Below are 15,543 nucleotides of genomic sequence, written 5' to 3'. Positions count from 1 at the left end.
GCATCGTGGGGCTCGAAACCTCGTTGGGACTTGTCATCACGGAGCTGGTTGAACCTGGTATCCTCACGCTCGAGCGGGCTGTCGAAATGATGACCAGTGCCCCCGCGCGGATTCTGGAGCTTCCCGCGGGCAAGCTCGAAGAAGGCAAGCCCGCGGACATCGCCATCTTCGATCCGAAAGCGGAATACACGGTGGATCCAGCGGCGTTTTTGTCGAGAAGCCGAAATACGCCGTTCGCAGGACGCAGGCTGCGCGGTTTGGTCAAAGCCACATTGTGTGACGGGCGGTTCGTCTATCGCGCGCCCTGACCGCACGAAACGATACAAGAATCCATGAACACGACACGAAGAGCCATCCTTGCAACTGAAAACGGACTGGTGTTCGAGGGCAACGCCGTCGGCGCGGAGGGCGAGACCCGCGGCGAGTTGGTGTTCAATACCAGCATGACCGGATACCAGGAGATCCTGACCGATCCCTCGTACGCGGGTCAGGTCGTCACGATGACCTGTCCCCTCATCGGGAATTACGGCGTGAACCCGGAGGACGTGGAATCGCGCGCGCCGTTCGTCGAGGGACTCGTGATGCGCGAGTGCTGCATGGCGCCCAGCAATTTCCGCGCGCGCCAGAGCCTGCCCGAGTACCTCAACGAGCACAACATCGTCGCCATCGACGGCGTCGACACGCGCAAGATCACGAAGATGCTCCGCACCGAGGGCGCGAAGAAGTGCGTCGTCAGCACGGTGGATTTCGACCACGCCAGCCTCATCCAGAAGGCAATAGACTCTCCGGACATGGAGGGGAGCGATTATGTCAAGGCCGTGTCGGTGAAAGAGCCGTATGTCTGGAACCCGGACAAGAGAGACGCCGAGTTCACCGTCGTCGCGTTTGATTACGGGATCAAATACAACATTCTGCGCCTGCTCGATGCGGCGGGGTGCAAGGTCATCGTATTGCCCGCGACGGCGTCAGCCGGGGATGCACTGAACCACAATCCCGACGGCATCTTCCTCTCGAACGGACCCGGCGACCCGGCCGCGTTGCCGTACATCTATCCGACCGTTCGGGGGCTGTTCGGCAAGAAGCCCATCTTCGGCATTTGCCTCGGACACCAGATCCTGGGCCATGCGTTCGGCGGCACGACCTATAAACTCAAATTCGGCCACCGGGGCGGCAACCAACCGGTCATGAACCACGACACGGGCGCGGTCGAGATCAGCGCGCAAAACCACGGCTTTGCCGTCGACGCGGATTCGCTGAACAAGAGCAAGGTGCGCATCACCCACACGAACCTCAACGACAACTCCGTCGAGGGCATGGAACACAGGGAAATGCCGATCTTCAGTGTACAGTACCACCCTGAAGCTTCGCCGGGCCCGCACGACAGCCGCTACCTTTTCGAGAAATTCGTCGGCGCAATGCGCGAATGGAAAACAAGACAGCCGCGCCGTCAGGAATGAGCAGACCATGAAGACTTATAACGTTGGCATCCTGGGTTTCGGCTTCATCGGGAAGGTCCATGCCTACGGCCACCTGAACATCCCCCTGTTTTACGAGCCGCCGCCTTGCACGACGCGCATCACCCACATCTGCACAAGCCGCATCGAGACCGCCGAACGCGGCCGCGCGCAAATCGGCGCCCGCGTGGCCACCACCGACTACCGCGAGATCACTGAAAACCCCGACGTGGACATCGTTCATATCTGCACGCCGAACCATCTGCACAAGGACCAACTCCTCTCGGCCATGGCGCATGATAAGCACATCTATTGCGACAAGCCCCTGGTGGCCGGGCTGGACGAGATTCCCCCCATCGAGGCTGCGCTCAAGAGCTATGCGGGCATTGCCCAGATGACGTTCCAGAACCGCTTTTTCCCCGCCACCCTTCGCGCGCGGCAGCTCGTCGAGGAAGGGTTCCTGGGAAATCTGCTGCAGTTCCGCGCCAGCTACCTTCACGCGGGCAGCGCCAGTCCCGACGCGCCCCTCCGATGGAAGCTTTCGGCCGAAGCGGGCGGAGGCGTGCTCGCGGACCTCGCGTCGCACGTCCTCGATCTACTTCATCCGCTCGTGGGGGACTTCGCGTCGCTCATGGCGGCGACGCAGATCGCGTATGCGGACCGTCCGTCCGCTGAAGAGCCCAAGAAACGGGTGAAGGTCGACGCGGAAGACAACGTGATGATGCTCGTGCGGACCAGGTCCGGCGCGCTGGGCACGGTCGAAGCGACCAAGATTGCCACAGGCGTCGAAGACGAACTGCGCTTCGAACTCCACGGCTCGAAAGGGGCCATGCGGTTCAACCTCATGGCGCCGCACCATCTCGAGGTCTACGACGCCACCGCGCCCGGCGAACCCGTCGGCGGACGACGCGGCTGGACCCGCATCGACACCGGCCAGCGATACCCCGCACCCGGCGGGAAATTCCCCAGTCCCAAAGCGAGCATCGGGTGGATGCGCTCCCACATGGCGTGTCTCGCCAATTTCCTCTATGCCGTCGCCGAAAACAAGCCCGCCGAACCCGGCCTCGAACAGGGCATCTACATTCAGAAACTCATTGGCGCCGCCAGGCGTTCCGCCCGAACCTCGGCCTGGGTCGAGTTGGACGCACCCTGAAGAAGACCTCCGGAACCGGAATGGACGCGGGCGCAGGACGGCGCGGAGCAAGCGGCCGGCGGGAGCGGCGATTCTCAGCAGGGCAGTCTCTGGCCCCAGCGCCGGCTTGAGGTCCATTTGCAGCGGGGCACGCCCTGGTTTTCTTTCGGGTTATGTCATGGTTTTTCGACGACGAGCCCGACGTCGATGCTTTGTCCGCCTTCGGTCTGGGTGCAGTGCACGGCGAACAGGTTTGCTCCGGGTTTCAGTGCGGCGCGCGCGGCATCGGGAATGAGGCACTGCTCGTAGGCGCCGTTATACCCTTCGGCCTTGGCCGCGAGCACGCCGTTGATGTAGACCTCGGCGTCTTCATCGTGAAGGATGTCGAGGTAGTAGTCCCCGTCGGGAAGCGTTTCGATGGTGAACTCGCGGCGCGCCCATATGCTGGGCGTTTCCCAGGGCGTGCGCACTCTTGCGCCGGGGGTGTCTTTCTTGCCCAGAACGCCGGGGCCCTCTTTCCATTTCGAGGCGTCGTAGCCGGGTTGTTCCCAACCATTGCCGGGGTCGTCGGTGGTGTAGCGCCAGAGCAGCCCCTCTTTCTCTGAGGTGGGCGCGAGTACGGACAATTCGGGCGGGGGCAGGTAGGCGGCGCTGTTAACGTTCTTGAGCCAGTCGACGCCGAGCTTGACGATTTCACGGTCGTAGGTCATGAGGCCGTTGACCTCACCCTCGACATCGGTGGTCTGGGTGTACACGGCCGCGGCGAGGCCGTCATGGATGAGGTATCGCAGCTTGCGGATAAGCTGTTCGTAGTGGCGGGCCAGTGCCTCCCTGTCCTGATAGTTGCGATAGCCCCAGTTGCGTTTGTCCCACCACAGATGACCTTGGATCGGCCATCCGAGACCGCCGAATTCACCCAGGACGGACGCGCGGCTTTCTTCGATGGGGAACATGTCGGGTCCGGGGTAGCTGTGTTTGTCATGAACGTCGCTGCCGCCCCGATCGGCCCAGCCACTGGTCTGGTTGACGAGCCGGCTGGGGTCGATTTCTTTCAACCATGCGGTAATCTCGCTGGTCTGGAACTGTCCCCAGCCTTCGTTAAACGGCACCCACATGACGATACAAGGATGGTTTCCGAAATCCCGGACGAGTTCGCCCAGTTCGCGGTAGTAGTTGTGCGCGGACTGGGGCACGCGCTCGATATCGGGGTCTTCGTGGCCGATGTAGGCGTCGCCGCTGGGCATGTCCTGCCATACGAGGAGGCCGAGCTGGTCGCAGTGGTAATACCAGCGCGGAGGTTCGATCTTGACGTGTTTACGCGCCATATTGAATCCCATGGCACGGGTGGTCTCGACATCGTACCGGAGGGCTTCGTCGGTCGGGGCGGTGTACAGGCCGTCAGGCCACCAGCCCTGATCGAGTGGGCCGAGTTGGAAGAGCACGTTGTTGTTGAGGAAGAGCCGGTTGACGCCGTTCTCGTCTTTCGCGACGGCGATCTTGCGCATGCCGAAGTAACTGTTGACCTCGTCGAGGGTGTTGTCGCCGCGCATGAGGGATACGGTGAGGTCATAGAGGAACGGCGAGTCGGGGGACCACAGCTTGGCGTTTTCGATAGGGATTTCGAAGGGCGCCCCGGGTGTTCCTACCGCGCCGACGACTTTCGTGCCGCCATCGAACGCTACGGCTACGACCTCATCGCCGGGCGTGGCGCCATCCGTGGCGACGGTGAGTCGCAGTACGCCCTTATCGATGTCGGGGGTCATGGACAGGTCTTTGATATGCGCGCGGGGTACGGGTTCAAGCCAAACGGTCTGCCAGATGCCCGTGACGGCGGTGTACCAGATGCCCTGGGGTTCGAGGATCTGCTTGCCGTGAGGCTGGTAACCCTTGTCGGAGGGGTCCCACACGGCCACGATGAGTTCCTGGTCGCCGGCGGGCTTGAGAGCACTGGTGATGTCCAAATAGAAGCGGTCGTAACCGCCCTGGTGCCGCCCGCAGAACGTCCCGTTCACAAAGACGGTGCATTCCCAATCGACCGCGTTGAAATGGAGGAGAAGACGCTGCTCGGCCAGGTTTTCAGGCACGGTGAAGGCGCGGCGGTACCATAGGGTCTGGTTGGGCTGGACGGCTTTCTTGACGCCGGATAAGGCGGACTCGATAGCGAAAGGCACGAGGATTCGGCCTTCCCATACGGCCGGGGCGGTTTCGGCTGTGCTTGGGGTGATCGCGTAATCCCAGAGTCCGTTAAGGTTTTGCCAGCGTTCCCGGGTCATTTGCGGGCGAGGGTACTCGGGCCAGACGTTGTCGGGCGAGACGTCTTTGGCCCAGCGCGTCATAAGCTGGCCTTCGACGGGTTTCCATTGGGCCATGGCAATGCCTCCCAGGGTAATTCCGAGGATTAGTGTTGCGCAGACGGTGCGGGTCGCGTTCATGATGCATTCTCCCCAGCTTGGTCCCGAACAGGGTGGATTGCCGTTACGATACCAAAAACTGAAGGGTGGGGCCAGACCGCGACACAGACCGCGAACACGAGCGGCGGGAGAGGGGCCAACGGCCGCCATGCGAGGCATACGGTGTTGGCGCGGGGTCTCGGCAGATGATAGGCTGAAAGACGAGGTTCTGGTGCAAGACGAGGCGTCTGAAGAACCGAACTCGCAAGATGCTTGCGAGGGAGTTGCGGAAACCACGCGGTTTTGCTTGACAAGACCCTGGGTCGATCCCCTATGGGAGGAGGAAGCGCAATGCGCGGGCGGCGAAAAATGAGATGGGTGTCCCTTGCGGCAGCGGTTACGCTTTCCGCGTGCTGGGCCGATGCGGCGCAACACGACGGGTTCCTGGTCAAGGATGGCCAAAAGGCGTTCCCGCTGGGTTTTTACGAGTTGCCGGAGAGCGACGAGGGGCTGAAGGCCATGGCGGATGCGGGGGTAAACCTGGTGCGGTGCAGTAGCCGAGCGGAGCTCGACCGGCTGCACGCGCTGGGTCTGCAGGGAGTGGCGCCACTGCCTTTAGAGCAGGGGGCGACGGAGGACTTGCGCGCGAAGGTGGCGGAGTTGGCGGAGCATCCGGCTCTTGCGGTATGGGAAGGCCCGGACGAAGTAGTGTGGAACTTCACGGCGTTCAGCGGGCTGTTCCGCACGATGGGCGTTTACAAGACGCGTGACGCGTGGTGGGACCAGGCGCCGGAGGCAAAGGCGTACGCGGCCGAACAGGCGGCGAAAATCGTTCCGAAAATGCGCGCGGCCGTGGCCATGATTCGCGAACTCGACGCGGCGAAGCGTCCGGTGTGGATCAACGAGGCGAAAAACAGCGACGTGTATTACGTGCGCCAATACCTGGATTTCACGGATGTCACGGGCTGCGACTATTATCCTGTGCACGAGGACCGGCGCAACATCGCGGAGATCGCGGCGGCGACGGAGCGGTGGAACCAGATCGGACGCGGCATGCCCGTGTACATGGTGTTGCAGGCATTCTCGTGGCACGAGTTGGGCGAGTATTACGATGCGAAAGGCGAAGCCTATCCCACGTTCGAGGAATCGCGGTTCATGGCCTACGACGCGATTGCCCACGGTGCGGACGGCATCTTGTATTGGGGCTCGACCTATCTGAAGTCCGATGCGTGCCGCGAATCGCTCTACGCGCTGACGCGCGAACTGGCGGCGTTGCAGCCATTCTTGACCGCGCCCGATGCGCCGGGAACGCGGTTGAGCGTGCTCGAGGACCAGAATCCTGACAAGACGCCGCGGGTGGCCTATTTCGCGCGGTGCGTGGGAGACGACTGGCTGCTCGTCCTGGTAAACGAGGACGATGTGCGGCACACGGCCGTCGTTGTGGACGGGCTCGGCGCGCTGAACGGAACAACGCTCTGCCGTCTGTATACGGAGGAAGCAGCGGTCGTGGCGCGCGGGGAATTGATTGCGCGCATGCTGCCGAAATCCGTCCACGTGTATGCCACGAGCCGGGACTACGAAGCGGGTTGCGGCGATGGGCGCGACTTCGGCGCGGGCGCGGCGCAGGAAAACACAGGGCAGGGAGGAAGTCAGAAGTAGAGGCGGCCCCTATTCCACTTCATGAGACGTATAAGCCTTAGGGGTTCGAAGTGTTCTGCTCCGGTTACAGCTCGTGTTTTCCGTCGAGACGGATGGTTTGGGCGGTTCCGTCTTCATAAACGATGCGGACATCGCGGGGGACGCCCGCCAGGTCGACCAGGAGCCAGCCGCCTTCGTACGGTTTGACGTCGATGCTGTCGATGCCGAACCCCAGGAGGCGGGGCCGGTCGATGTAGACGTCGCCGAAATGGTCGCGGATGCGGTTACGGGCCTCGGACGCGGCGCCGTTGCCCCAGTCGTAGATGGTAAAGTTGCCCATGCCTTCGCCGCCGGGGCTGGTTGCGCCGCCGTGACCGTAGTTTTCCATGGTGAAGCCGTAATCCTCGGGACCGAAGAACGGCCAGACTTTCTCCCACAGGGTTTTCACCGTGGGATTCTCGGGGCAGTACATCATGACGAATCCCGCTTTGAGCGCGGCGACCCCGCGTTCGAAGAGGTATGGTTCGCCGGATTCTTTGTAGTATTCCATGAACAATTCGGCGAACAGGGTCTGGCGGGAGTCGTTCCACTCGCCGTCGAAATTCATGACGCCGAACCCGCCGAGCGCGGGCACGTAGATGTACGGCGGCTGCCAGATCTGCTGGAACATGGAGAGCTCGTCGAGCGTTCGGCGGCCCCAGGCGAGGTAACGCGGGTTCTTTGTCGCGCGGTAGGCTTCGAGGCACGCCTCGGCGGTCCAGAACATCGAAAGGGTGTTCTGCTTGTACATGGCGTTGCGGGGGATGCGTTTCCCCAGGAATTCCTTTTTGCCCCATCCGCAACAGGACCAGTAGGTCTCGTAATCTTCCCAGCGGCCTGCGGGGGCAACGTGTTCAAGGACGGCGTCGAGGGCTTTGAGCGCCGGGGCGCGGTAGGCGTTGTCGCCGGTGACCTCGGCGAGTTTGAGGAGGAACGTGGCGCTCATCGAGGTCTCGGGAGAATCTCTGAGCACTTCGGCGGGTTCGAGTGTTTCGGGCTCGAGCCATGCGGGGAAGAAACCGCGTTCGTCCTGGAGTGTAAGCAGTCTTGCGGCGTACTGCCGGGCGTAGCCGGCGAGACGCACGTCGGATTCGATGTCCTCGTGCCAGCGGAGCATGAGGAGGCAGGTCCAGCTCGCGTCGAGGACGTGGTACCAGGTGTCTTTGACGCCGCGTTCCCAGGGGACACGGTTCGAATTCGTCCAGTAGCCGGTATTCCATCCGCGGGAGCGCGCGACCTTTTCTCCGCCCACCTCGCTCTCCTCCATTTCGGTGCGGTAAACCGCGGGGAAGAAGCCGTTTCGGATGGGGGCTTTGAGGGCAAACTCCTTGGTCATTCGAGCGGCGTCGCGCAGGTCGGCGTCATCGGTGCGCTGGGCGTAGCGCATGAGCCCCGAGGCGCTGCGCAGCGACGAAAACCACGCCTGGTTCCAGATCGAGAGGAATTCGCGCAGGGAAGGTTCTCCGGGGTAGTTGGGCGATTGCGTGACGTTGACGATGAAGGCGGGCGCGCCGACCCGCGCGCCGTCGAGTTCGAATTCCTGCCAGACAGCGCCGCGCCAGGCACCGAGGGCCCAGCGGTAGGTGTGTTTAACATAAGCGTCGAGGGGGGTGCGGGCAGGTTCGCCCCGGCGGTATAGAGGCTTGGCCCAGCGGTCCCACAGCATGGGCGCGACGCGTCCCCAGGGGTTGACTGGCTCGTTCTCGTCACGGTAGGCAGTGACGTAGAAACCGAGTTGGACTTTGCCGGGGCCGAGGTTCATGCCGGGCGCTTTGACGTAATGGACGTGCTCGGTAATCTTCGTCTTGCCCATGCCAAGCCACAGGGTGTTGGCGGGAGCATCGAAGTCGAGAAACCAGGGCGCGCTGGGGTTCTGGCCGCACAAATCGAGATCGGGCACGACAACGAACACGTCATGCTCGCGCACAGCGATGAGCGCGGGCGAACGAAACACATGTTGGGCAATGCAGTCGCCGTCGTTGGGAGAAAGGTGGGGCGCCCACCAGAAATCGGGCTCAAAGGCCAGTGCGAAGCGCACGGCGGCTTCGTCCTGGGCGATGCTTTTCGGCAGGTCCCAGGAGAGGCGGATGCGTTGCCAGCCGCCGTCGCCGGTCTGTTCGACGGCGGGAAGGAGGCCGCCGCCGAGCTCGGGGAGAGTGAAGGTTGCCCATTCCGCGCCGTCGAGAAGCACAGTGCCGCGGGTAGCCGAGCAGTGCACGTTCATTCCCGTGTCGTCCCCCGATGCGCTGGGCATTGCAAGAATACTCGCACACAGTATTGAGAGCCATTTCATGATTGCCGCCACCTCGAATCTGTCACTTTTTGCGGTCTTGGGCATTGTGACAGGGCGTGGTACACGGTGCAATTCAGGTGTAAGAGAGCCCTTGTTCAGGCCTTTCGTCTCGCCTGGAGGACCGCGTGCCGGCCCTAACGCTCGACGCCGGGCTGGCGTTTCAGGAATGCGATGGCCTCGGCGATGTCGGCGATGGGGTCGTCGCCGCATTCGCGTTCAATGGTCAGGTAGCCGGTGTACCCCAATTCTTCGCGCAAAATGTGCAGGTAGCGGGGAAAGTCCACATCGCCTTTTCCGAGGGGGACCTCCATGACCTCCTTTTTTTCGGCAATGGAATGCGCGATACCGTCTTTGGCGTGGGTGTGGACGACGTACGTGCCCAAGGCGTACAGCCCCTCGAGATGGTTGAATCCGCTCATGACCAGGTTTGCGGGATCGTAATTGGCCTTGGCGCCGCCGCTGTTGACGCGCTCGAGAAAGGCCGCCAGGGTCTCGGCGGGTTCGGGCCCCGTCTCGGTGGCGAAACAGCAATCGCGGTTCGCGGCGTATTCAGCGATTTCGCGTACGGCCCCGAGCAGAGCGTCATATTCGCGGCTGAGCGGGTCGGCGGGGACGACGCCGATGTGGGTGGTCAGGATGGGTGTCTTGAGGTCGACGCAGAGGTCGAACATCTGTTTGGTGCGGGCAATGCGTTCATCGACCTTCGAGAGGTCGGTGAATCCGCCGATATCGCCACACAGGGCCGACCGTTCGAGGTTGAGCGAGGCCATGTAATCGACGAGTTCCTCGCGCCCGCTCTGCGTGAGATTGCGGGGATCGAGGTCGTTGTCGACTATCCAGAGCTGCACTCCGTGGGCGCCCAGCTCCCTGGCTTTCCGCAGTCCCGTCTTGGTGTCCATAGGCAGCGATGCAGTGATAATTCCGATTTTCATGCAGTTGTCTCCCCAATTCCGGCATTTTGTGCTCTTCTCGACATCATTTTGTTTCGCGAAGGCGCTGGATCATAGCGGCGATCTTGGCGCGGTACGTTTGAAACAGTTCGAGTTCGATGTCGTACTCGCGCGTCCAGATGGTGATCTCGTCGATGTTCTTCATATGCCATCCGACAACGGCGTCGACGGCTTCGTCGAGCAATCGCTGGGCGTCATCGGCCGCGGCGCCGCGGCCGGCTTGTCTGGCAGCGGAGATCTCGCTCGAGAGCACATGGAGGGCGCGGTAGTCTTCGACTCCGTCGCGGTCGGCTTCCCAGCGGCGGGAGGGCACGACCTCTTCGCCGTTCTGGTAGACGGCGTCGTAATCGCCTCCTTCAACGGGCCACCAGATGTCCATCGTGCGGTAGACCCAATATCCGAGCCCCTCGACGCCCAAGTCCCATGCGGACCATCCCAGCGCTCTGTAATGGCCGAGCGGCAGGAGGTCGCGGCCGGGACCCATGGCATTGTATGTCCAGAAGTGTTTGGCATTTTCCTGGAACCAGGTCACGAGCGCGGGGTCGCGTTTGAGGATGTTGAACTCGGGTTGCCAGATGTCGATGAGGTTTTTGAACTCGGCGAGATACTCGGCTCTCACCAGCCCGGCGGGGTCGGTGTAGACCTGGGCTTGGGGGTCGGCGCGTTTGACCATTTCGCAGAAGGCCTTGAGCCTGGGGATTTCGCCAAATCCCGTGTTCCATGGCTCGTCGATGGGGTAGAACGCCCATCGTTCGCGGGGATGCCCCTTTTCGAGCAGGTGGTTCGCGAGCACATCGATGGCGGTCTTAAACCCGGCGAAATAGGCGTCGGAGTCCTCGGACGGGTTGATGCCCTCGGGCCAGCGGCGCGCGGGAGGCCCGCCCCAGAGCATGAAGAAATGCTTGGGCACGCGTGCCAGCGTGGCATCGACATGCGACCAGTCAATGTCGCCCGACAGATTGCCCGATGCGTCCACCGGGACGGCCGGGAGCGACGGACCATAGATGCACGAGACGCCGTGGTCGAGCATGTCCTGCACGACCTGCTCGGACACGCTGCCGGCATCCATGCCGCTCCAGTTCATTTTGACGAAGACATCGCCGGGCAACGCAACGGGCCAGACCTCAATACGCAGGGGGATTTCGCGAATGGAGGCCGGTCTGGTGAGGCTTCCGAGGTATAGGGTGAGTTCGTGCGCGCCGGGCTCGAGACCGTGGGTATCCACGACCAGCCAGAGCTGTGTGGCCGACCCCGGTTGGAGGGTCAGCGTCTGCGAGCGGTCGAGCTGCGGTAGCGCGTCGTAGACCTGCTCGTTCATGGTTGTCGCAATGGGCACGGGGCGTCGCAGGGTGACGTGCGCGGCGAGGTCCGGGGCCGGTTGCGGGCGCTGTTGTCCCAGGCTGGGCTTCTGAAAGGTGCATCGGACGGTCAAGGCCCCGGCGGTCGTGTTGAGCAATGTCAGCGCGGCGTCTTCGAACTCGTTGGCGAAGGCGTGGATGGTGATGGGTTCCCGCATGGCGAGGTCCGTTTCAACTTCGAAGGGGTCGAAGGGATCCCAGGGGTTGGGGTCGCGCCAGAACACGAACACGCCCGTATCACCCTCGTTCCGCAGGTCCGTCAAGACCTTGGCCGAGCGCTGCAGGAACCGCGCCTGCTTGCGGAGTTCGGCGGCCATGCCGGCGATTTCGTGAGGGGGTTTACCCTGTTCAGCCGCGGCCGCCACGGCGCGCGTCCTGGCATCGAGCGTGTCATAGAGGGTCCGCAGGCCCGAGACATCGGCGCCAACGCGTTGCGCTGCCGCTTCCGCTTCAGCGCACGCGGCCGTGACTTCGCCCATGCCGCACATGTCCGGGGGTAGCGTATCCATGGACGCGGCCAGCAGGACGGCGGGATTCTCGCCCGGTTTTTGGTGGAGAAGGGCCTTGACGCCGTGAGGCCCGCCGTGCTGCGTCTCGACGGTCAGGAGCGCTTCCCGAGCGCCTTCCCGCAGGTCGCGGATGCGGGTCTGGCGCGGGCCGCTCTCGGGTTGTATGGAAACCTCGACGAACCAGCCGTCTTGCGCTGGTTCCGGGAGAGGATGGCGGAACTCATTCTCTCCCCACAGGAGTGAAGTGGGCGCACGGGGCGTGCGTATGGGTTCGGGCTTGGTTACGGGGGCGCCCGCAGGCACGTTGGCGGCGGTTCCGGTCATCGCCGAATCGCCCCGCAACGAGGGCCAGGCTACGCGCCCGCCCTGATTCCAACTGATAGCCTGAATGCGCGCGGGGCCTCCGGCGGCCACGACCACCTCGAGATCTCCGTCTCCGTCGATGTCGCCGATGGCGGGCCCGGCGTTTGCATCGCTGCCCAGGTTCAGCGCGCCGTCGACGGTGCCGTCCTGGCCCAGAACGAACAGGCAGGCGCCGGATTCGCGGGCTTGGCCGCGAATGCCGGTGACGACCTCGATGTAGGAGTCGCCGTCGATGTCAGCGGCGGCGGGGGCCCAGAAGATGCCGCGCCCGTCGAGTTCGACCATCCACCGGCGGGAGCCGTCAGGGTTTTCGCAGTAGACATGGTTGCCCTTGTCGGCGTGAATGACCTGGTAGCGGTTGTTGTTGCTGAAATTGACGATGGCATTTGAGATATATCCCTGCATGAGATCGCTGGTGCGCCAAAGCAGGTTGCCCGTGGGTCCGTCCACCGCGATGAGGCAGGTGGCATTGCCCACGTTGCTGCGGGTGATGAGGACTTCGGCGCGCCCGTTGCCGTCGAGATCGGCGATGTTGGGTCCGGACCGGCCATACGGCGCGCGCTCGGCATATCGCCACTCGACCTCTCCCCAACCGGACAGGCAGTAGAGGTGGCCGTTGTCGGTGCCGTAGACGAGCTCGGCGGCGCCGTCGGCGTCCACGTCGCCGGCGGCAATGCCTCCGACACGGAACGCGTCGCCAAAGAACCGCCACATCAGTTCACCCTTGGCGTTCAGGCAGTTGAGCCATCCGTCGTTGAACCCGAAGACCACCTCGACGCCCGGCTCGTCGATGACATCGGCCGCGACGAGGCACTCGAATCCTCCCAGGGGCGACCCGGTGGGGAACCGCCAGCGCAGCTCGCCGGATTCCTCGAGGCAGAGGACCTCGCCGTCGATGGTCGCGGCGAGAATCTCGGGAGCGCCGTCGCCGTCGAGGGAGGCCACGGTTGCGGGAGTTCCGAGTGCGGCGTGTTGCTTCAGGCGCCATACCACGTTCCCGCGGCCGTCGAGACGGAGAAGTTCGTCGCCGGCCGCAATGACCAGCCCCGTGGGATTGGACGCGCTGGGGAGGAGGGTGGGCGCCTCGGCCGGGGCGCCGAGGTCAACTTGCCACTCGGTGGTCTGGGCAAAGGCAGTGCCGCAGCATGCTGCAAAAAGACACAGGACGGCGTGGACCTTCATAGCGTTTCTCCTGGATGCGCCGTTGAATTTGAGCTCATGCTACTGAGCGGGCGGCATCAAGAACAAGAGGGACGTGATGCAGCCGGGCATCGCGTGTCCCGCACCGGCAATCGACGTCCTGCGCAAGTCATTGGCCTTTGGTGGGTTATAGGGCCTTGGGGCGCGCTATTGGAGCCCGTCATTATGGGGTTGATTCGTGGCGGGCGAGACCGCGCAGGTCATTCTTCACGACGGTTGCGGACCCGGGGCAAGCGCTCGAACCTGTTCAGCATTTGACTACCCGATGCCGGCGCTGCCGTGCCCCGGTCACAGCCGTGCCCCGGTCACAGCCGGGTCGCGAGGCATCAGGCGGTCAATGAGATTCGCCAGGTACAATCTGGTATGGTTCTTGTGCATTTGGCGCTTGTGCTGGTCCTGAGCGTGACGGCTGCCATTCCAGGCGAGCGCATCGCCAGGAAGCTGAAAGGACAGGTACTGATGACGCAGGATCGAGGGATGCAGACGGACGAACACATGGAGCACATCGGTTATATCCCCCTTCTGGACGATTACGTAACACGCCGGTTCGGATAATCGAGGAGAATGCCATGTCAATACATCTGGAGAAGGCGATCAAGAGCCTCAAGAAGAACATTCTTGTGCTGGGCGGGCGCGTTGAAGAGAACGTCCGGCTCGCGGTGCAATCGGTGATCGCACGCGACGGCGAAGTGGCGAAGCAGACCATTGCCAACGACGACGCCATTGATCAACTCGAGGTGGATATCGAGGAAGAGTGTCTCAAGACTCTGGCTCTCTACCAGCCGGTTGCGATCAATTTGCGCTTCATCATCGCCGTTCTCAAAATCAACAACGATCTCGAGCGGATCGGGGATGAGGCCGTGAACATCGCGGAGCGCGGCCTGTACCTTTCCGAACAGCCGCCGGTGAAGGTGCATCTCGATTTTGCGTCGATGGCGGACAAGGTGCAAGACATGCTCAAGTGGAGCCTTGATTCGCTCGTGAATCTGTCGCCCGGCCTGGCGCGCAAGGTATGCGCCGATGACGACGCAGTAGACGCCCTGAACCGGGAAATGTACGGGCTGGTGAAGCAGAGCATGCATGAGCACCCCGGCGATATCGACTCGCTCAGCCACCTGCTGAGCGTTTCGCGGCATCTCGAACGAATCGCCGACTTGGCGACGAATATCTCGGAAGACGTCATTTATCTGGTCGAGGGGGCTATTGTCCGGCACCGCCCCGAGGATTACCTCGCGGATGCCGCCCGGGAGTCGTAGATGCCCGAACCGATACGGCGCCACAACATAGCCATTCACCGCGGCCGGGCCGAGGTCAAGCGTATTCCTGGTACGGGAAGCGCGGTTTCCGTCATTCTTCCGGGGGCTTGACGAAGCTCCTGCGTGCCAATGCAAGGGGTCTTTTCAAGAGCCCTGCCCTTTGCGTAGAATTCTTGTGGCTGCGAGTGGGTTGGGCGCCGGAAAGAGAGAATCACCAGCGGTATGTCTTCGGGTGCGCTCTCGATAGAACGGTTCAATCTTGAGCCCGGACGCCGTCTGGGGGCCAAGTATATTCTTGGGCCCATGCTGGGGTATGGCTGGGAGGGCGAGGTCTATCATGTCACGGAAATCGCGACCGGCATCGAGCGGGCCGCGAAACTCTTTTTCCCCCAGCGCAATCCCGCGAACCGGGCCGTGCGGTTCTACGCGACCAAGCTCGACAAGCTTCGCGACTGCCCAATCCTGATCCAATATCACACGCAAGACACCTTTGTGTACCGCGGAACGAAGATCACGTTTCTGGTCAGCGAGTACGTCCAGGGAGAGTTGCTTCCGGCGCTTATCGCCCGGCAACCGGGCAAGTGCCTTCAATCCTTCGAGGGACTGCATCTTCTGCACCCTATCGCGGCGGGCCTCGAGCAGATTCACCGCCGGGGCGAATATCACGGCGACCTGCATCTCGAAAACGTGATGGTCCGGCGCAAGGGCCTTGGATTCGACGTGAAACTGGTGGACATGTATCACTGGGGACGGCGCACCCGCGAGCACATCGAAGACGACGTATGCTCGGCTATCCGTCTCTTCTACGACGCCATCGGGGGCGCGAAGCGGTACGCCTCGCACCGGCCTGAGATCAAGGCGATCTGCTGCGGGCTCAAGCGGTCGCTGATTGTGAAGAAATTTCGCACTGCGGGCCATTTGCGCCGCCATCTCGAGACCATGGATTGGGACTGACCCCGCG

11 protein-coding genes are annotated in these 15,543 nt (G+C 62.8%); 7 read left to right on the top strand and 4 right to left on the bottom strand.

Annotated features, from left to right (window positions below):
- From PLJ71_10105 to PLJ71_10095, 3 genes are all read left to right on the top strand, one after another.
- The coding region (locus PLJ71_10105; GenBank protein HQM49033.1) for an amidohydrolase family protein at positions 1–308 on the top strand (308 nt) is incomplete at its 5' end.
- A gap of 24 nt (positions 309–332) precedes the next feature.
- Complete coding sequence (gene carA / locus PLJ71_10100) at positions 333–1,457, top strand: glutamine-hydrolyzing carbamoyl-phosphate synthase small subunit (protein ID HQM49032.1); 1,125 nt, start codon at positions 333–335, stop codon at positions 1,455–1,457.
- 7 nt (positions 1,458–1,464) lie between these two features.
- On the top strand, positions 1,465–2,607 hold the full coding sequence (locus PLJ71_10095) for a Gfo/Idh/MocA family oxidoreductase (protein HQM49031.1): 1,143 nt from the start codon (positions 1,465–1,467) through the stop codon (positions 2,605–2,607).
- Between the two features lie 155 nt (positions 2,608–2,762).
- Here PLJ71_10095 and PLJ71_10090 read toward each other — a convergent pair whose 3' ends face one another.
- Entirely contained in the window at positions 2,763–5,018 is a 2,256-nt protein-coding gene (locus PLJ71_10090; GenBank protein ID HQM49030.1) for a glycoside hydrolase family 2 TIM barrel-domain containing protein, read from the bottom strand.
- A gap of 309 nt (positions 5,019–5,327) precedes the next feature.
- Between PLJ71_10090 and PLJ71_10085 the strand changes: the two genes are divergently transcribed.
- Positions 5,328–6,635, top strand: coding sequence for a hypothetical protein (locus tag PLJ71_10085; GenBank protein HQM49029.1), 1,308 nt, complete (start codon positions 5,328–5,330; stop codon positions 6,633–6,635).
- 64 nt (positions 6,636–6,699) lie between these two features.
- On the opposite strand, the gene PLJ71_10080 is transcribed toward PLJ71_10085, so the two are convergent.
- The 3 genes from PLJ71_10080 to PLJ71_10070 all read right to left on the bottom strand — a co-directional run bounded on the left by PLJ71_10080 (position 6,700) and on the right by PLJ71_10070 (position 13,308).
- Positions 6,700–8,946, bottom strand: coding sequence for a hypothetical protein (locus tag PLJ71_10080; GenBank protein HQM49028.1), 2,247 nt, complete (start codon positions 8,944–8,946; stop codon positions 6,700–6,702).
- A gap of 134 nt (positions 8,947–9,080) precedes the next feature.
- On the bottom strand, positions 9,081–9,878 hold the full coding sequence (locus PLJ71_10075) for a sugar phosphate isomerase/epimerase family protein (protein ID HQM49027.1): 798 nt from the start codon (positions 9,876–9,878) through the stop codon (positions 9,081–9,083).
- Positions 9,879–9,921: 43 nt separating this feature from the next.
- The gene (locus PLJ71_10070; GenBank protein ID HQM49026.1) at positions 9,922–13,308 is read right to left on the bottom strand and encodes a PQQ-binding-like beta-propeller repeat protein; all 3,387 of its coding nucleotides are present in this window, start codon (positions 13,306–13,308) and stop codon (positions 9,922–9,924) included.
- Between the two features lie 381 nt (positions 13,309–13,689).
- Here PLJ71_10070 and PLJ71_10065 point away from each other — a divergent pair, with 381 nt between their 5' ends.
- From PLJ71_10065 to PLJ71_10055, 3 genes are all read left to right on the top strand, one after another.
- Positions 13,690–13,881, top strand: a complete 192-nt coding sequence (locus PLJ71_10065; protein ID HQM49025.1) for a hypothetical protein — start codon at positions 13,690–13,692, stop codon at positions 13,879–13,881.
- A gap of 14 nt (positions 13,882–13,895) precedes the next feature.
- Positions 13,896–14,582 carry a phosphate signaling complex protein PhoU gene (phoU, locus tag PLJ71_10060; protein HQM49024.1) on the top strand — a complete coding sequence of 229 codons (687 nt, stop codon included), beginning with the start codon at positions 13,896–13,898 and terminating at the stop codon, positions 14,580–14,582.
- A 222-nt stretch (positions 14,583–14,804) separates the two neighbouring features.
- A complete protein-coding gene (locus PLJ71_10055; protein ID HQM49023.1) occupies positions 14,805–15,536 on the top strand; it encodes a serine/threonine-protein kinase in 732 nt (243 codons plus the stop codon).
- Positions 15,537–15,543 lie beyond the last annotated feature (7 nt).

Source organism: Candidatus Hydrogenedentota bacterium, from assembly GCA_035416745.1.
GTDB lineage: Bacteria > Hydrogenedentota > Hydrogenedentia > Hydrogenedentales > SLHB01 > UBA2224.
This window is presented reverse-complemented; position numbering and strand designations above follow the sequence as displayed.